The sequence below is a fragment of the Fluviispira multicolorata genome (assembly GCF_009208585.1).
GTDB lineage: Bacteria > Bdellovibrionota_B > Oligoflexia > Silvanigrellales > Silvanigrellaceae > Silvanigrella > Silvanigrella multicolorata.
In genome coordinates, this window is record NZ_WFLN01000004.1 from 832,454 (window position 1) to 850,825 (window position 18,372).

An 18,372-nucleotide genomic window follows, 5' to 3' on the forward strand; every position below is an offset into this window, starting at 1 on the left:
AAATTAATTATTGAGTTTAAGTTTTCCGCATTGAATATTTTCTAAAGTTTTTAAAGCGGATTTAATACAAGAATCAATAGTTAATTCAACAACCTCATGAATAATTTTTTCTCCTACTTCATCTTCAGAGTATCTTGCAGCAACGACTCCACAAATACTTGTTGCATGTAATTTATAGACGCTCGCCATTTTAAACAATGTTCCTGTCTCCATTTCAAAATTCAAAATATTTAAATTTTGATATTCTTGAATTAAACCTTGCTGTTTTCTTAATAAATGTGGATTAGCGTTAGCGTAACGTTCCTGCCCTTCATAGAACGTATCCACCGAAGCATTTATACCAAAATATACAGTTGGATGAATTGCGTTCGCCGTATAATAAAGATCTGTTGACAATAAAGGGCAGGCAACAGATGGAAACTCATTAGGTGCTATATCCAGTGCTGCACCCTGTTTACACAAAGAAGCATAATTAATAATAAGACTTCCTGGTTCAATTTGTTTTTGAATTGAACCTGTCGTGCCAACACGAATAAGAACATTAATTCCAGCCTGTGCAAGTTCACTGACTACTATACTCGTTGAAGGAGCACCCATACCCGAAGTTGCCGCAAGAATCGGCAGTCCAAGTGAGGTTTGTCCAACATAACAAAGCAAGCCTCGATTATCACAGACAAGTTTAGCATCGTTTAAATATTTCTCTGCAATTAATTTTGTTCGACTTGGATCACCAGATAAAAGACATAGTTTAACATTACGAGTGGACAAAAAATCCATTTCAAAATTAAGATGATTCAGTTTCATTTAATTATTCCTTACATTATTAAAAATGTTACTCATTAAAATAATATCACCCTAGAAAATCGTAAAAATAATGTTTAATTCTATCTTAATTTTTTGTCAATATTAATTAAAAAAGAAAAGATGAATAATTTATTTAATTCAGAATATAGCTATGTAATACTAGGTCAAAAAAAAATTTGATAAATTAATTCTTTAAAAGAAAAATAATTTTAAGATCAAGTCAATGTTTTGACATGATTAAACATTAAGATCCTTACAATTTAAGAATTTAGAGTTAGTCTGAAACGATTCTAGAATCAAAAAGTTAATAATTAAGTAATAACATGATTTGTCAGAACAAGATGTTAGCAAGTCATTATTTGAGTTAAATTGTTGATAAAATAACATTTATCAACATTATAAAATTTAAAACAAGGAAAATGCAATGTCTCTAATTAAAAATTCAATTAAAATTATGTTACTGGCTCCACTCTTTACCTTAATACAAACTCAATCACATGCTTATCCAGTCGATCCTAATAAAGTTCCAGTGAGTATTGGACAAGATGCAAAATCATTACATGATTTTCAATTAGCATATGATTCAAGTGACAAAAGTATTATTTATTATGCGCCTAAAACCGGTAGAGTTGCAACAATAAATGGTATGCCTACAATAGGTTTTCAAACACTTCCAGATGGAACAGGAGTCTTAAACGTACAATTTGAAACAGGAGTTTTTGGTTCTGACAGAGAACTTCTTATAAAAAATATTGAGAAGGCTGGATTCAAAGCTCTTCCCTTTCCCTTCTTCAAAACTAAGGTTGTTCCATTAACTCCTGGTATGGATCCTGTCACTAAAAAACCAATTTGTATTACAGAAGAAGATCCCTCCACTGGAGAAAAAGTGACCACTTGCGATCCAACTCTATATTCATCACTTGCTTATTCGAACAGCGGTCCTTCTTTAAATCAAAATATTGCAGTGAGCGGATTCTTAAATAAAATAGGCGCATCCGTTTACAAACAAATGCTAAGAGGTGGAAACGCTTTACAAATAAATTTACATGCACTGTATTACTCAGCAGGCGATGCTTTTACAGCGACTGTTGAAGTAAATTACTCAAAATTGTTTCAATCATATCATGTCTATTCTTCGAATTGGAATGGCTTTTTGGATAGAAACCAATTGAATCAATTTTGGGTTCAAGAAGGACTTTGCTTTAACAAACCTGCCGATCAATGTGGCGTAAGAATTACATATAAGGACAGTCGGGGCAATACGATTACCAACATCACGATCGATCCAAATAATAAAGAAGCTCAAGAAAAATTGTTACAGTCAGTTGAAAGACTCAGACAAAAACTCGAAGATCAGCTTTTTTCAGCAATTGCACATAATGCAAATATTGGTGATTCAGCAACAACTGCTCCACAGTTTAATTATAAGATAAATGAAACATTCTTTAGGAAAGAAACAAATGTAAATGCTAAATTTGAATTCCAAAGTCCAAGAGGGTTAAATGTTTCTGAAACTGTGTTCCCACTCGCAGTTGGCTGTATTCAACTCTCTGATGATGGAAGTGTGAATAGAAATTTACAAGGAGACTGTAAAAAGTATTGGAGTGGCACTTAAAAATTAAGTGCATAATAAAATAAAACATAAAGATTATGGATCTTGTTTAAGGGAATTTTCGATGTCAATAAAAAATCGTTATCTTAAATTCTTAATTGCTTTTAGTTTTCCATTAAATGTTTTTGCATCAAGTGCAAATATTACTCATTTTGTAGAATCAGAAAATGCTGTTTTTTTTGATTCTACTTCAGAAAATGCAAAAGAAGTTGTCTTTTATTTTCCAAAAACATATGTTGAATTTCAAGCATTTTATAACGATGAGATAATCCCTAATCCAGATCCAGATCTTTTTATTGCACGTGTTAGAATAAATTCTTTCATCTATAGAGAACCAAGTTCTTTAACTAGAAAATGGCAAGGAAAAATATTACGACCATGGAATATCACTCCAGTTGAAGAGTGCATTTTAGAAACAAAAGAAAATGCGCTTGATATAGTTCAAAGTATAGAAGAAGTAAATCGAGAAATAAGCGGGGCATCAACAGCTCCTATTTGCGAATTCTATTTTAGAATAAAAAATAAAGATCGAAAAAAAATACTAGATGAATTTAAAAATCCAGAAAAATATGGATGGAATATAAAACGATTTTTAATTCTTAGACTCATCAATGAAAGAAAAGAAGTGAAAATAATATATCTCTAAAGTCAACTAGATTCTTTTTTGATCCTTTTTTGCTAAAACATAATAATCAGGAACTTTAATAATCCCTTCAATAATAGCCGCACGAATTCTATTAATCTTTTGAATTTCAAAACCACTAAATAAAGGTTTATTATTGTTATCAAAAGACCAATCAATACCGCCATTTCTTAAATCATATTGTTTAATATTACCAATAAATTTATGATTAACGAGGTCTTCAATCGAAGAATATACCGCCATATCTACATGCTTTTCCATACTGGTTAATATGAGCTTTGGAGCTATTCCATTTTGATTAGAATCGACTCCAATGGCAAAAGATGGTTTAGAGTTTTCTTTAAGCCTTGCTTGTTTAATAGCATCAAAAACTCCCATTCCAGAAGGACCAGCAACTTGAAAAATGACATCAACTCCCTGTGCAATTTGAGCAAGCGCGAGTTCTTTTGCCTTTGCAGGATTGTTCCAAGCTTCGGGTGTAGGGCCAATAATACTTTTTGAAATATGAACTTTAGAAGAAACATGCTTAGCGCCCGCTTCATAAGAAAGAGCAAAACGCTTCATCATGGGAATATCCATTCCACCGATCATACCAATTTTTTTTGATTTTGATTTTATCGCAGCAATACTTCCCATTAAAAATGCTCCTTCATCTTCGCGAAATAAAGCTGAACGCACATTTTTATGTGAAGAAATTGTCTCGTGATCAATAGTTAAATATTTTTTATTTGAATATTTTTCTGCAAATTTTTTAACGTAACTTGAAGGATTAAAGCCAATTGTTATTATTAAACTGCAGGTAGAATCTATAGAAAATGCTCTCAAAAACTGTTCAATTTGTGCATCTGAGTGAATTTCAAGAAATTTACTCTCTGCAGAAATTTGTAAATTATCCATGGCTTTTTGAAAACCATTTACAGCAGATTCGTTAAATGACTTATCATCTTTACCGCCCCTATCCAGCACCATACAGATACGAGGTTTTGCTAATACATTTTCTGCAAAAGAAAAGCTTGGAAATAAATTTAGAATAAAACTTAAAAAAATTATTTTTTTCATATTATTTTTCCAAAAAAAACTCAAAGAGATTTTCTCTTTGAGCTAATAATGTAACAGATAAACAATATTTGCGGCATATTTTTTAGCGCATATATTATATAACTGGGATATTCCAATTTTCAAGAACATTTTTTACTGTGCTTAAAAACTTACCACTGTCTGAGCCATCGATAACACGGTGGTCAAAAGAAAGCACACAATAGCACATTGTGCGAATTGCAATTGCATCATTTATAACAACGGGTTTCTTTTGCATTGCTCCAATTCCAAAGATAGCAACTTGTGGCTGATTTATAATTGGTTGTCCAATGACTGTACCAAATCCACCATAATTACTAATTGAGAAAGAACCTCCGCGCACATCATCAGGGGAAAGTTTTTTATTTCGAGCTTTTTCAGCTAAATTATTGAGTTCACGCCCAAGACCTACAAAGCTTCTTTCAGAAGAGTTCTTAATGACAGGGACGATAAGCCCCCAATCAAGAGCAACAGCGCAGCCTAAATTGATATCTTTTTTATAAAGAATTGCATCGCCATCTACGCTCGAGTTCACGACTGGGACAGCTTTAATAGCTTCAACCACAGCCTGTAAAAAGAACGGCATAAAAGTCAATTTAAATCCGTTAATTGCTTCGAATTTATCTTTAAATTTTGCGCGCACATCAACGACTTTTTGCAAATCAATTTCGATGACTGAAGTCACATGTGGACTTGTTTTTTTACTCATTACCATGTGATCAGCAATTTTCTTACGCATTCCCGTCATAGGAACACGACTCACGCGAACTCCATCAATAACTCCTTCTGAAGAGCCACCCGTTGATTTTACGTGGTCAGAAGGGGCTTTAGCCACAGGCGCCGTTGCAGCTGCTGCTGCGGCGGCAACCAGCGGAGAAACTGATTTCCCGCTTTCAAGCGCAGCTAGCACATCATTTTTAACAATTTTATTGCCTTCACCAGAACCTTGTAATTTAGAGAGATCTACAGAGTGTTCTTCGGCAACTTTACGAGCAAGAGGACTCGCTAAAACTTTTGCAGATTCTTGAACGGGTGTTGATTGTGAAGCAGTTGGCGGAGGAACCACCTTTGGAGTTTGCGCTGCTGTGGCGGCAACAGGCGCTTGCGCAACAACAGAACCAGGCTGCGCTGCATCATCAATAACAGCAACAACAGAGTTTACGTTCACGACATCATTTTCTTTGGCAAAAATTTGAACGAGCACTCCACTGACAGGTGAAGGAATCACGGTATCTACTTTATCAGTTGATATTTCAAATAATTCTTCTTCACGCTGAACTTTATCGCCAACTTTTTTATGCCAACGAGTCAAGGTGCCTTCTTGGATTGACTCTCCCATTTGTGGCATAAGTACATTCTGAGTTGCCATTTTTAAATATCCTTTGTCTTCATCAGTTCTTAATTACAAAAGCAAACATATCACATATTAATTGGATGTCCCATTGCTGCATGCGCAGCTTCTTTTATAATTTCTGACACAGTTGGGTGTGGATGAATTGTGTGTGCCAATTCTTCAATTGTCATTTCAAGGTTGTTACCTAATGCAAATTCAGAAATCATTTCACTTGCCTTAGTATTAACAATATGAACGCCAAGCACTTCACCGTATTTTGGATCAACAAGAATTTTTACAAATCCTTCCGCAATGTCATCGATGCGTGCCTTTGCAACTGCAGAGAAAGGAAATTTAGTCGCTTTATATGCGCGACCTGATTTTTTTAATTGATTTTCAGTATAACCAATACTTGCAATTTCTGGATAAGTATAAATTGCGGCCGGGTTTGTTAAATAATTAATGGCATGACGTTTTTTGCCTGCAATAATATCAACTGCATAAAGTGCTTCTGCTGAACCAGTATGTGCAAGCTGTGGTGTAGGAATAACATCACCAACAGCATAAATACCTGCAATATTTGTTTGGTATGTCTTAAGATCTACTGGAATAAATCCACGATCATCAAGCTTAATACCAACTTTTTCGAGCCCGATGTTTTCAACATTTGGAGCACGGCCAACGCTTAATAAAACTTTATCAAAAGTACGCGGTGCATTTTCACCATCAATTTGCACTTCAACTTTGTTACCTTTTGCAACGATAGATTTAGTTTTTGTACTTGTTAATATCTCACAATTTTGTTTTTTAAGCGCTTTAGTTAATTCAGCAGCTGTTTCGTGATCTTCAGTTGGACAAATTTGATCTGCCATTTCTAATATTGTTACTTTAGTCCCGTAACGGCCATAAGCAGAAGCAAATTCGCATCCAATAACTCCACCACCCAAAACAGCCATGCTTTCTGGTACTTTATCAAAAGCCCAAATTTCTTCGGACGTAACGATATTTTTACCATCAACTTTAATACTAGGAAGATGCCTTGCGCGGCTTCCTGTTGCTATAAGTATATTTTTACAAGTGTAATTTGCTTTTTTCCCATCAGTGGTCACTTCGACCTGACCTTTTCCTGCAATGGAGCCAAAACCACGTATAACGTCTATTTTGTTCTTTTTCATAAGAAAACCAACACCATTTGTCATGGTCTTCACTATTTCATCACGGCGCTTGTTCACTTGGGGGAAATCAAGTTCAGGATTGTCAGCACCAGCTATTTTAACACCATAACTTGCAAATTTCTTTGCTTTTTCAAACATAAGAGCGGATTGTAGCATTGATTTTGCTGGAATGCATCCAACATTGAGGCAAGTTCCTCCAAGCCACTGTTCTTTTTCAATAAGCGCAACTTTCATACCCAACTGGCTGGCATAAATAGCGCCTTCATACCCAGCTGGGCCACTTCCAATAACAATGAGATCATAATTTGTAGTCATTTAAATTTCTCCCCAGTGACAATAACCTAAAAAATATCCTAAAAGGCACTTGGAATCACCCGCAGTTTGTATGTAGTCTTGCGCTTCGTAAAACGCAACCTTGGGAAAGGGAAAACTCCCCATGCGCGAGATCAAATTGCCAACACAAAATTTTATACAATCTCTCTCTGAAAAGAAAACACCACTCCGTGTCGAGTTCGTGAGTTCAGGGATGATTAATTCAGACCTTCCTCCTTCAACTGTGCCCGAATTTGCTTTAGTCGGAAGAAGTAATGTGGGTAAAAGTTCATTACTCAATTACCTTGCTGGACAAAAACAACTTGCGAGAGTGAGCAATACACCAGGTAGAACGCAGACAATTAATCTTTTTTCTGCCGAAAAAGGAGAATTTCTACTCGTAGACCTGCCTGGTTATGGTTATGCAGAGTCTTCTTTATCAACTCGAGCTCATTGGCAAAAAGCCATGCAAGAGTATTTTGAAAAAAGAGACGGACTTTTTGCTGTGCTACTTCTTGTTGATATCAGAAGAGACATTCAGCCAGAAGACGAGGCTTTGTCACGCTGGTTTCAACAACTTGGGTTAAAGGTAATCGCAATTCAAACAAAATGCGATAAGCTGCACAAAAGCAAATGGAATACTATTCGCATCCAACATGCCAAAAAGCTAGCACTCACACCAAGCCAAGTTTTAACAGTGAGTTCAGATAAAAAAATCGGCTTACCAGATATTCTGCAAACTATGTCAGGGTTACTAGACTCCCTCGATAAAGAAACAGAGGATCTGGAAAATGCCCCATAGACTTTCTAATTCACAAATAAAACGCAATGCAAAATTGCAAAAGCAAAATGTGGAAAAAGAAGAATATACTGGAAAACTTACTTATAAACTTGGCGAAACATTACTCGACGAAGACAATGCTGTTACGTTAGAGTGCCCAAAACTTTTGTATGAAAAAACAGGATATTTAGAACCCATTAGCCGAGATAATTTGCTCAAATTTCATCCTGAAGTTGTTCTCTACTGTCCGCAAATTCCACAAAATACGGGCACAATTGCACGCCTGTGTGCAGCATTCTCATGCACTTTGCATTTAATAGAACCCATGGGTTTTCATATTACAGAAAAGGCATTGCGGAGAGCAGGACTCGATTACTGGGAGCATGTAAATGTTTATGTGCACAAAAATTTCGAAGATTTTTTAAAAACACGTCCCAATCGCCGTCTGCTCTTTATCGAAACAGGTGGCAACGCAACCCCTATTGATTTTGAATATCACCCAGGAGACCTGCTTATTTTTGGTGCAGAAACATTTGGTATTCCAATTGAAATAATGGATAAAGAAATTCAAAATAAAAATGGCCATAAAATTACGATTCCAATGTTTAACAGAGGTGTGCGCAGTTTAAATTTGGCCAATACTGTTTCAATAGCTTTATATGTTGCAATTGCAAAATTACGTCAGTAAAAATATGAAAATCCAATTATAAATCAGTTGGATTTTCATATTTGGTAAGTGTTAAAAAAAACACTCTTTTGAGTCTCAAAAGATTTAAGAATTAGAAAATTTATCGCTTGAGTTTATAATAGCAAATCCATTTATACAAGAATCCAATTCATCTTGAAAATCTATAAAACTTTTGCTTAAAATCTCACTATTTAATATATGTAATTGCTTAGTTTCGACTTCATCAATAACTTCAACGCCTTCTTTTTTATCAATGATTTCTCTTGAAAAATCAGCCCACCTCGATTTTACTTTGCAACCCTTAAAAGATTTATTCATTCGATACACATTTTTTAATAACGTAAATGACTTAAATTTCTCCTTGTTATCTATGTAAAGATCAGACTTTCTATCAATTGTATTGATTAGATATAAATTAGAAAAATAATCTAGTGCATTTAATTTATAACCCTTCCCAAGGTCAGTTTTGATTTCATCAGACTTCATTTTAATTGAATATTTTATTAATTTATCACTCATAATTCTTGATTTAAAATCATAATTTCCAAAATTAAAAGAAATGATATTACTATTCAATGGTGTCAATAAATTAGATAAATAACTATCAATCGCATCTCTTGAATATTGTAATTCAAGTCCAGTAAAATATGATGCAGCTCCTCCTTTTGCTTCAAGAGTGCCCTCCCTTAATACTTTACCTTCTTCTGAGAAATCATGAGTTTCATTTTTAATAAATTGAAAACTTTCTGATTGCATTGCTGGAATTCTTTCAATTCCTTTTGTATTCGGCATAAATACAAGTGCATTTCTGTTTGCAATAGTAGGAAAAATTCCTTGAGAATAGCTCAGAGTTTGAGTTGGATCTATCCATTTCACCTGATCATCTTTATCGACACGAACGATCATATGATTAAAAGTAAATAAATTGGGTAAAAAAAGAGGAGGATCTTGATATTTATATCCGCTAAAGACCGCTGCCATATGTGCAGAAATTCCTATTTTTCGTAATATCGCTGTGGTAGAAATAGAATAATCTTTGCAATCACCCAATCCAGAATCAGCAATATCAGAGAGATCTCGTGGGTCAAAACCACTTTCCAAAGTTCTCCAATCTCCAAAATATTTTATTTTATCTGCTAAAAGCGATGTTACAGTATTGATTTTAGCATCTAAAGTTTCTTTTTTTGCAGCTTCAACAGCAATCATTTCAAATGACTCTGGGAGTTTTTGTGAAAGAATATTTTCATATTTTTTTAACTTATAATCCGCAATTTTCTTCCAAGAATCATAGGTTGATATCATAACTATTGGAACTTCTAAATTATTCAAATAAGGATAAACTTCATCAGAAATATTTTTTAAAAAAGGTTTTTTTAGTTTAATTTCAAGTGTTTGTAGTGATTTACTTTTAGTTTCTTTAATTTCTAATATTTCATCTTTATCACTTTTTGCTACATAAAATGGAATTTTAGATGAAACTTTAATTTTTGCATTTAGTAAATATCCACTAAAGTTGAAAAAGAATTCTTCAGAATATAGTTTTGGAACGACTGTTTTCTTTGAATTTTTATATGCTTTAAGATATAGCTCCGCCCCTTTTTTAACATTTTTATACTTAATCAATATTTGATTTCTACTTTGAAAACCAATTGAATCGCTTGCTACACTTTTATCTTCAATATCATCTTTACTAACAATGTATTTTTTACCCTCAAAAAAAGTATATGCTTCTTTAACTCCAAAGGTTTCAATCTTAGACTCATAAATATAAGGTTGAGTTAGAATATTATTTATCGATGAATCTTTTGTTATTGTAATTTTAACATTCAAAATCTTGGTGTACGTACCATCTGAATTAATTTTTATATCCTGATCTAAATAATCAATATTATAAGTTGTATCATCTTTTGTTTGCCATCTAGCATGTGCAATTTCACTCAATAATAAGGAAGATAATATAATTAGTAAATTAATAACCTTAAAGCGTAATAAAATTTTAAAACTCATTCCTAACTCTCCATTAGTAAGATATATTAACCATTTCAGAAGAAAGTAAAACAAATAAACTTATTAAATATATTAACTATTATTTATCTATTTAATTTTAAAAACTTCATTTTACTTAATTTAAATGCTTTAGAAGAAGATAATAATATTTCTTTAAATAAACTTGATTGAAAATCCTTAAATTTTAATCTTTTAATGTGATATCAATTATACCAACAGTGTCATTCTTATAAAAAGCTCTCACTTGCCATAGACCTGGCATAAATAGTTGCATACTAGAAATATGCAAGCAGCCAAAATATGGATTTGCCGCTGCTTTATCTTTTAATAATGCAGGAATTTCTTTATGTTCTGCAACTGTAGGGGGTTGGCTGCCATGACCCATATCAGGCATATAAAGATCCACTTTTTCTATTTCAGCAATTTGATCCGCACAAAAAATAGCTTGAGCCATATTCTTTGAATTAGGTTCTCCCCCTAAAAAAGAAATAGTTCCAAAATAATTTTCAGGAGAATGGCTGGCTGTCTCTTCAACTTTTCCTGTTTCTTTATTATAAATCTTAGTAATCATTGTTAATTGCTGAGGTTCCTGCTTCTTTTCTGTTTTTTTATTAAAAACAAATGCAGAAATACCTGCCACTAACAATCCTAAAATTAATAAAACTTTTGAAATTTTTGTCATTTTCAAACTCCTTAACAAATAATAAAATCAAATACGAACCATAGACAAAAAGCAGTGCTAGCAGATTTATAAAAAAAAGAAAGCATATATTTAAATATGATCCTCATCTTCATTTTATTTAAAGAAAAAAAAGTGTGAAATCCTTGGTAATATATTCCATTTGAGTTAAGTATTCACAAAGAGCTTCATTAAGAAGCAATAAAAACAATGGATTTCATATGTCTATAGAACTCATTCAAAAAAAAATTTCAAAGCTTATTTTAGGACATGGTTTCCCAGATGAAAATCGAACCAAACTCACTTGGCTCATCCGCTTACGATGGCTCGCAATTGTAGCACAAATTATTTGCCTTTGCTACGCCATTCACTATGTATGGATTAACAAGGCTTTCATATTTGTTTATTTATTTACGCTTATTAATTTAGCATTTCTTAATATCTGCGCATTTTATCTCACAAAAAAATTAAAAAATATTTCAGATGGAATTATTTTTTTCCAGCTTTTTTGTGACCTCTGCGCTGTCACTTTTTTACTTATTTTAACGGGAGGGGCATGGAACCCTTTTCTCCCAATAATATTTCTCCATATTTCGCTTGGCGCAATTTTACTTAGGGGCAAATCAGCACTTATTTTTTGTCTCATCGTTATATCAAGTGTGCTGTTATTGCATTCACCTGCAGATATGCCACCTGCTCTTGGCGCAAGTCCCACATCGAGTCAATTTTTATTACCTTCGCAAATTACAGTAAGTGTCCTTATTTTTATTCTGACTTATTGGTTGACATGTTCATTAGGATTACAAAAAAAGTATTCTGAAAAATTACAAGCTGAAAACAATCGTATTGATAAATTGAGAGCACTTGGAGCACTGTCATCGGGCTTTTCTCACGAATTTGCTACACCATTAAATACAATAAAATTAAGATCAGCGCGTTTAGCTCGAAAAAATAATTTAATGGAAAACGAAGACTTTAAAATAATTTTAAAAGCTATCTCTCAATGTGAAAATGCAATTCGACATATGAGCCAAAGTACTTTATCAAACGAAAAATCAAATTTTGAAAAGAAAAACTTAGCTCTCATTGTTAATGATGTTATAAGCAGTTGGAATACAAAAAAAAGAATTGCAACAATCTTTATTCATGAAAATGCAGAAAAATTCGAATGCTATATACCAACTCTTGCATTCACAAAAGCTTTTATTGATATTCTGGACAATGCAGAACAAGCAACCTTAAATACAAATAAAAATTATGAATACATACCCATTTTAGTTACGTTAAGAGCAGAAGAAAAAAGTTTAATTTTATCTATTATTGATGAAGGTTCTGGCTGGCCCGCAGCTGTAAAAAAATACGCAGGACAACCCTTTGTCACAACAAGAACTGAAGGTGTTGGACTTGGACTTTATAATGCATTTACTTTTGCAGCCGCAGTAGGTGGGAAGTTTTTATTAGAAGATAATTTTAAGCAAGGAGCATGCGCTCGATTTCTCATACCAATTTATGAGGGAGGTTATTAAATTGAAGAAGAAAAAAATATTAATTTTAGAAGATAATGAAGATTTTCGATCCTCACTTTCACTTGAATTTGAAGACAAAGGATTTGAAGTTATTGCAATTGAAAATATGAATGAAATTCCAGAAATACCTTTAAATTATGCAGTTGTTGATCTTCGTTTAAAAAATGATAATGGCCTTCAATGCATTGAAAAAATTCATAAGTTATCTCCCTCATGTCGCATTGTCATGCTGACAGGTTATCCAAGCCTTGCAACAGCCGTACAGGCAATGAAAAAGGGGGCTGTTAATTATCTGACAAAACCTATTAATCTCTTGCAGCTTGAAAAAGCTCTTTTTGAAGAAGAATTTACATTACCAAATCAAGTAGATCCCATACAAAACAGTTCACCCAGTCTTGCTCGACATGAAAGAGAATACATCGAATATGTCCTCGCCGAATGCCAAGGTAACATCACAAGTGCTGCAAAAAAATTAGGACTACACAGACAAAGTTTACAAAGAAAATTAAAAAAATATCCGCCGCGCAAATAATCAAAAGTATATATTATAAGTGGAGAATAAAAATGACTCAAGCATGGCTTAAAAATGCGATTAAAAAAATAAATGCCGATTTTAATCGCTCAGCAGACACTCATTTAATTAAAGCAAATATTCTTGGCATAGATGAAATTGATATTTATTTTAAAGACGAAGCTGCTCATCCGACCGGTAGTTTAAAGCATAGACTGGCCCGCTCATTATTTCTTTACGCACTTTGCAATGGCTGGATTAATGAAAAAAGCACAATTATCGAAGCATCTTCTGGCTCAACTGCAGTTTCTGAAGCCTATTTTGCAAGAATGCTTGGGCTTAAATTCATTGCTGTTATGCCTAAAAACACTTCAAAAGAAAAAATAGCAAAAATTGAATTTTATGGTGGTAAATGTCATCTGGTAGAAAATGCAACCCACGTCTCAAATGAAGCAGAAAAACTTTCTAAAAATAGAAATTGTCACTTTATGGATCAATTTACATATGCAGAAAGAGCAACAGATTGGCGTGGAAATAATAATATTGCCGAATCTATTTTTCAACAAATGGGTCAAGAACGTTTTCCAATTCCATCTTGGGTGGTCATAGGAGCAGGGACTGGAGGAACCAGTGCCACAATTGGTCGTTATATACGATATCAAGGGTACGAAACAAAAGTCTGTGTCGTTGATCCAGATAATTCTGTTTTTTATGATTATTATAATGGCAAAGCTTCCGATGAAACTATCCTTAAACAAGGCTCCTGTATTGAAGGAATCGGCAGACCCCGCGTTGAAAAATCATTTATTAAAAATATTATCGATCACATGATTCACGTTCCAGATTCTGCTTCTCTTGCCGCCATGCATTTTTTAGCGAATGAATTGTCTTATGCACGAGGCCCTTCAACAGGCACAAATTTTTATGGAGTGTATGAGATCGTTCAAAAAATGAAAATGAAAGGTGAAAAAGGATCTATTGTAATGTTATTCTGCGACTCCAGCTCCCGTTATTTAAAAACATATTATGATAAAGAATGGATGAAAGAAAATAACTTCGAACTGGAACCTTATTATTCAGATCTTAAAAAGTTTTTTTCATAAATTAAATATCTATATCTTTAATATTTTCATTCCATTCCAAATAAGCGGTCATATTTAAAAAATAACTTAATTTCGGCTGCTTAAAAACAATTGGCTGTTTTTCATAAGAAGCTAAAATAGATTTCAAAATATCATTCACTTTTTTATTGATCTCAATCCTTATCTCATCTGGAACTTTTTTATAGGAATAGGCTAAAGTAACATGAAATGGGTTCGGTATTTTTTTTACTATTCCATATTGTGTGGCTACATCATAAATTTTTTCTTTCTGAGAATCGTCGAGAGGAACTAATAAACTAATTATGGAAGATACCTTTGGCGTGAGTAGAGTCGCAGAATTCACACGAGGTTCAAAGGCATTACTTTCAAGAGTTGCCTTCAAATTTTTAAAAAATGAAAATCTAGAAGTCACAAAAGTTTTCCATTTCCTACCTTTTTTGCCGCCTTCATATTTCTTAGTGTATAAGTTTATTGTTGTCATATGATAACTCTCTACAGGCAAGAGTGCAAAATACTCTGTAATTAAGGGAATATCACTGAGCTTTTTATAAACTTTTTGCCACATCTCACGATTTTCATCTTTTATATTAGAAATTACAGTCACACCAGGAAACGAGCAGTAATTACCAGAAGAGTCTATTTTAGTGAGTACTGCATGAGCTGACAATTGAAAAAAAAATATAATTCCTATTAGAACAATAAAAATAACATTTAAATACGAATAAAAAACTGATTTAATTAATAAAGATAAACTCATTTCTTTTATTTTTCCATTCAAGTGTTTTCGAAAAACATAGACTACTGCTTTAAGCAACTTCTATTAAAATAACTTTTTAATTCATATTGAGAAAGTTTTCTAGCTTTTTTAAAGCTTTTATTATGAATTTTTCTAAAAAAACTATCATAATACTTTCCAAATTGAGCTCCCGTAGCTTTTACAATATCATAATGATCAAAATAATATTCTATTTCCCTTCTAGCCATTTTCTCATTTTCATCTTGCTCAAAACTTTTCTTGTCTTTAGCAAGCGCTTCGTACTTTCGAGCAGCTCCCGGAGAAGATAAATTATAAATTTTATCATGAATAGTGTTCCAATCAGCGACATCCACAGCTTCATTAGATTCACTCAACGGTTTTATTTTTTTTACAACCTTTTCTAAACTTTCTAGAGTTTTAATTGGAATATGAGTTTTAAAATAAGCATATTCTGGATCTGGATATTCAATTAAGCCCCGTAAATAGATTGCAACTATTTTTGCTGCTGTTAAAACTTCTTGTAAAAAATGCCCTGTATCAACTGAAAGAGTAGACCAAGTTGATAGCAAAAATAATCTCATTTCATATTCATTTAGCTCCGTACCAAAAGCGAATACAGACCAAAGAGCTACATTTGTCGTGCCAGAAATACCGCAAGCTAGAGGAATTTGTAATTCAGCTACGGATTTAGTATAAGAATTTCCTGAAGCTTCAGTGACACATGAGTCTCGACCCCAATTTCTCCAAGGTACGCTATTAGCCAGCGCTTTTAATTCAGGAAGATTAAACTTAACAATACCATAGTAGAGTGTTTTATTCTCAGGCACTCTGTTACCTCTATATCCTCTCATTCTTCTGCCTAATGAATAAAAAAAGTAGTCTCTTTCTTTCTTGAATTTTTCATGTGATCCCTGAAACCCAATACCATCAGACCCTTTTGCATTGTACAAAAGATAGTCCAATTGCAACGAATTATTAGGTAAAGGATTTCGCATACCATTGTTATCAACCTGTAAACCAATAGCATATTTTATAGCAAGTTCTTTACTTGGAAACTGAACTGTGGGCAAAGAATACAGTTTTTGCCTTTGCAAAGAAGGAAATACAATATCTGTGTCGTCATGAATTGCCCATTTGTGTATTGAATTTTGAAATACACTTTTTCCCATTGTTTTCTTCATTGAACGAAATATTTTAGCAAAAATAGGAGAAAACTTTCTCCTGAGATTCATATTTTGCATGATATTCTTTGCGAAAAGCGATTCATATATTCTATTCAAATTTGAGTCATCACACTCTACTTTACAAGAAAAAGACTTATTTCCATCTTTGAATAAGAAATGATTCTCCATTGAAATGAAGAAAGTTTTTTCTGAAATATGCGCCGAGGACACCTTAGAATTAGAACTTAATAGATTGGTCAGGTCAGAAAAATAATAACACGAATTTTCTTCTGTCCTTTGTGTTGCAGGAGGCGAAGGATCCTTCCTACATGAAAAAGTAGAAAAAATCAAAATATAAAGAATTATATAAAAAGAATATTGTGTGTAATTCATAGAATGAAATACTCCATTATTATTTATTAGAATTTGAAAATTCATAAATTACAATACTTACATTTTGACGATTTTTTCGAAAAGCTTAAAGCTGAGATACGATCGAGTTTCTTGCAGTTAGATCGAAGTTTGAAGTGGTTGAATGGATTTACAAAAAAGACAAGGGGCTAAAATTCAATTTATGGTACATAGTATAATTATAAGGAAAGATCTTTAAGTCGTTTTTATGAATTATAGCTTAATCTGAATGAGCAAAGGTTTTACCTGATTTCATAAAACTAAAACACAACGCAAATAATGAAACACCTATCATATAAAATGCTGGTGAAGTATTTAAATTTGTCTGCTTAATAAGAGTTGTCGCTATGAGAGGAGTGAATCCTCCAAATATTCCAAAGGCTAAATTATAGCTTAAAGAAGCTCCAGAGTATCTAATTTTAGCTGGAAAAGATTGAGCAAGAATATATATACTTCCAGCCGTAATGCTCGCAGTAGCAACAGAAACAATTGCATAACAAAAATAAATTGAATTAAAATTATTTGCACTGAAGTTATTAAAAATTGGATATGAAAAAGCAATTAAAAGAATAAGACCAAAATTTAAAACTTTTCTTGGACCAATTCTATCAGACAGAATGCCAAATAAGATAATAATAACGGCATAAAAAAAGACTGCCGCTGAATTAATAAATAAAATATCACCTGATTCAAAACCATGATATACGCTTAAATAAGTTGGCAAGTAAAGCAAATAAAGGGTAACAGCCACCGCTAAAGCCCAAATACTCGTTCCAGTTTGAAATAATTCAAATTTATATTGTGAAACAACAATACCCACCGGAAGTTTTATATTTTCTTTTTTCATTTTTTTATAGACTGGAGTTTCTTTTAAAAAACGACGCAGATAAACACCAATAAGTCCTAAAACACCTCCCGCTAAAAAAGGCAAACGCCATCCCCATGAATAAAGTTGTTCCTTTGTCAAATAGTGAGAAAGCAATGCTCCAACAGATGAACCTAAAAATATACCTAGAATAATTCCACAAAATAAAACACCACAGGCAAGCCCACGCCGAGATTTATGAGCGTGTTCATATATAAATGTAATTGAGCAAGGTATTTCACCACCAATTGCAAGTCCTTGCGCAATACGACAGGCGATCAATAATAATGTAGCCGCAATTCCTATTTGTGAAAAGGTTGGTAGCACTCCAATTAAAAATGTCGGTGCTGCCATTAAAAAAACAGTTAAAGCAAATGAGTTTTTTCTTCCACTTTTATCACCATAATGACTGAATATAATACCTCCAAAAACCCTTGCCAAATAACCACTGGCAAAGACGGTGAAGGAGAGTAATAATCCACCAATGGGCGTGCTAGAGTCAAAAAACAATTGTGCAATAATTTGTGCAAAAAAAACATAAACTACGAAATCATAAAATTCTAAAGATCCACCTAAAGCAGATATAGTAAAAGTTTTAATTTCATCACGGGTTAAAGAACTTGATTTTTCGTACTGATCGATATGAGCTGACTCTAGCTGATCCATATATAATCCTCTAATTTAATGGATTTATTCAATAAAACAAGAATTCTATACTATCAATTTCAGCTAGATTTGCAAATCAATTTATGTGGATTTTTACTTATCGATCAGGGGAATTAAACTTGATAATTATCTGTGAACTTCTCGCCCCTAAAGGGAGCGAGCTTCTGAAGTCATAGGAATCAGCGGATTAGATTGCTCTAATTTCGTCTTACTTATTCCTCGTCCAGCTTTACTTCGGCTAGTCCCTAGCCTAGTTCTT

16 protein-coding genes are annotated in these 18,372 nt (G+C 33.1%); 7 read left to right on the forward strand and 9 right to left on the reverse strand.

The window, feature by feature from the left end:
- Positions 1 to 3 precede the first annotated feature (3 nt).
- Positions 4 to 804 carry a nucleoside phosphorylase gene (locus tag GCL57_RS03515; protein WP_152211874.1) on the reverse strand — a complete coding sequence of 267 codons (801 nt, stop codon included), beginning with the start codon at positions 802 to 804 and terminating at the stop codon, positions 4 to 6.
- A gap of 424 nt (positions 805 to 1,228) precedes the next feature.
- Here GCL57_RS03515 and GCL57_RS03520 point away from each other — a divergent pair, with 424 nt between their 5' ends.
- Both GCL57_RS03520 and GCL57_RS03525 read left to right on the forward strand, forming a co-directional pair.
- The gene (locus tag GCL57_RS03520) at positions 1,229 to 2,419 is read left to right on the forward strand and encodes a hypothetical protein (protein WP_152211875.1); all 1,191 of its coding nucleotides are present in this window, start codon (positions 1,229 to 1,231) and stop codon (positions 2,417 to 2,419) included.
- A 61-nt stretch (positions 2,420 to 2,480) separates the two neighbouring features.
- On the forward strand, positions 2,481 to 3,062 hold the full coding sequence (locus GCL57_RS03525) for a hypothetical protein (protein ID WP_152211876.1): 582 nt from the start codon (positions 2,481 to 2,483) through the stop codon (positions 3,060 to 3,062).
- A gap of 6 nt (positions 3,063 to 3,068) precedes the next feature.
- On the opposite strand, the gene GCL57_RS03530 is transcribed toward GCL57_RS03525, so the two are convergent.
- From GCL57_RS03530 to lpdA, 3 genes are all read right to left on the reverse strand, one after another.
- Positions 3,069 to 4,118, reverse strand: a complete 1,050-nt coding sequence (locus tag GCL57_RS03530) for a BMP family lipoprotein (RefSeq protein WP_152211877.1) — start codon at positions 4,116 to 4,118, stop codon at positions 3,069 to 3,071.
- A gap of 94 nt (positions 4,119 to 4,212) precedes the next feature.
- Positions 4,213 to 5,505, reverse strand: a complete 1,293-nt coding sequence (locus GCL57_RS03535; RefSeq protein WP_152211878.1) for a dihydrolipoamide acetyltransferase family protein — start codon at positions 5,503 to 5,505, stop codon at positions 4,213 to 4,215.
- A 50-nt stretch (positions 5,506 to 5,555) separates the two neighbouring features.
- Positions 5,556 to 6,959 (reverse strand): dihydrolipoyl dehydrogenase, encoded by a 1,404-nt coding sequence (gene lpdA / locus GCL57_RS03540; protein ID WP_152211879.1) that lies wholly within the window; start codon positions 6,957 to 6,959, stop codon positions 5,556 to 5,558.
- Positions 6,960 to 7,080: 121 nt separating this feature from the next.
- Here lpdA and yihA point away from each other — a divergent pair, with 121 nt between their 5' ends.
- Together yihA and GCL57_RS03550 are read left to right on the forward strand one after the other, a co-directional pair.
- Positions 7,081 to 7,758 carry a ribosome biogenesis GTP-binding protein YihA/YsxC gene (gene yihA / locus GCL57_RS03545; protein WP_152211880.1) on the forward strand — a complete coding sequence of 226 codons (678 nt, stop codon included), beginning with the start codon at positions 7,081 to 7,083 and terminating at the stop codon, positions 7,756 to 7,758.
- Positions 7,748 to 8,425 carry a tRNA (cytidine(34)-2'-O)-methyltransferase gene (locus GCL57_RS03550; protein ID WP_152211881.1) on the forward strand — a complete coding sequence of 226 codons (678 nt, stop codon included), beginning with the start codon at positions 7,748 to 7,750 and terminating at the stop codon, positions 8,423 to 8,425. Before yihA ends, GCL57_RS03550 begins: the two co-directional genes overlap by 11 nt.
- Before the next feature lie 84 nt (positions 8,426 to 8,509).
- On the opposite strand, the gene GCL57_RS03555 is transcribed toward GCL57_RS03550, so the two are convergent.
- Together GCL57_RS03555 and GCL57_RS03560 are read right to left on the reverse strand one after the other, a co-directional pair.
- Complete coding sequence (locus GCL57_RS03555; RefSeq protein ID WP_152211882.1) at positions 8,510 to 10,432, reverse strand: transglutaminase-like domain-containing protein; 1,923 nt, start codon at positions 10,430 to 10,432, stop codon at positions 8,510 to 8,512.
- Positions 10,433 to 10,616: 184 nt separating this feature from the next.
- Positions 10,617 to 11,114, reverse strand: coding sequence for a hypothetical protein (locus GCL57_RS03560; RefSeq protein WP_152211883.1), 498 nt, complete (start codon positions 11,112 to 11,114; stop codon positions 10,617 to 10,619).
- Between the two features lie 218 nt (positions 11,115 to 11,332).
- Here GCL57_RS03560 and GCL57_RS03565 point away from each other — a divergent pair, with 218 nt between their 5' ends.
- From GCL57_RS03565 to GCL57_RS03575, 3 genes are read left to right on the forward strand one after another with little or no spacing between them, the layout of a single operon-like run.
- A complete protein-coding gene (locus GCL57_RS03565) occupies positions 11,333 to 12,637 on the forward strand; it encodes a sensor histidine kinase (RefSeq protein ID WP_152211884.1) in 1,305 nt (434 codons plus the stop codon).
- 1 nt (position 12,638) lies between these two features.
- Positions 12,639 to 13,169 (forward strand): response regulator transcription factor, encoded by a 531-nt coding sequence (locus tag GCL57_RS03570; protein ID WP_161597580.1) that lies wholly within the window; start codon positions 12,639 to 12,641, stop codon positions 13,167 to 13,169.
- Positions 13,170 to 13,201: 32 nt separating this feature from the next.
- Complete coding sequence (locus tag GCL57_RS03575; protein ID WP_152211886.1) at positions 13,202 to 14,251, forward strand: PLP-dependent cysteine synthase family protein; 1,050 nt, start codon at positions 13,202 to 13,204, stop codon at positions 14,249 to 14,251.
- Position 14,252: 1 nt separating this feature from the next.
- Here the strand turns inward: GCL57_RS03575 and GCL57_RS03580 are convergent, their stop codons facing one another.
- The 3 genes from GCL57_RS03580 to GCL57_RS03590 form a co-directional block, all read right to left on the reverse strand.
- On the reverse strand, positions 14,253 to 15,008 hold the full coding sequence (locus GCL57_RS03580) for a DUF1868 domain-containing protein (RefSeq protein WP_152211887.1): 756 nt from the start codon (positions 15,006 to 15,008) through the stop codon (positions 14,253 to 14,255).
- Positions 15,009 to 15,049: 41 nt separating this feature from the next.
- Entirely contained in the window at positions 15,050 to 16,564 is a 1,515-nt protein-coding gene (locus GCL57_RS03585) for a hypothetical protein (protein ID WP_152211888.1), read from the reverse strand.
- A gap of 238 nt (positions 16,565 to 16,802) precedes the next feature.
- Positions 16,803 to 18,113 carry an MFS transporter gene (locus GCL57_RS03590; protein ID WP_152211889.1) on the reverse strand — a complete coding sequence of 437 codons (1,311 nt, stop codon included), beginning with the start codon at positions 18,111 to 18,113 and terminating at the stop codon, positions 16,803 to 16,805.
- Between the last annotated feature and the right edge of the window lie 259 nt (positions 18,114 to 18,372).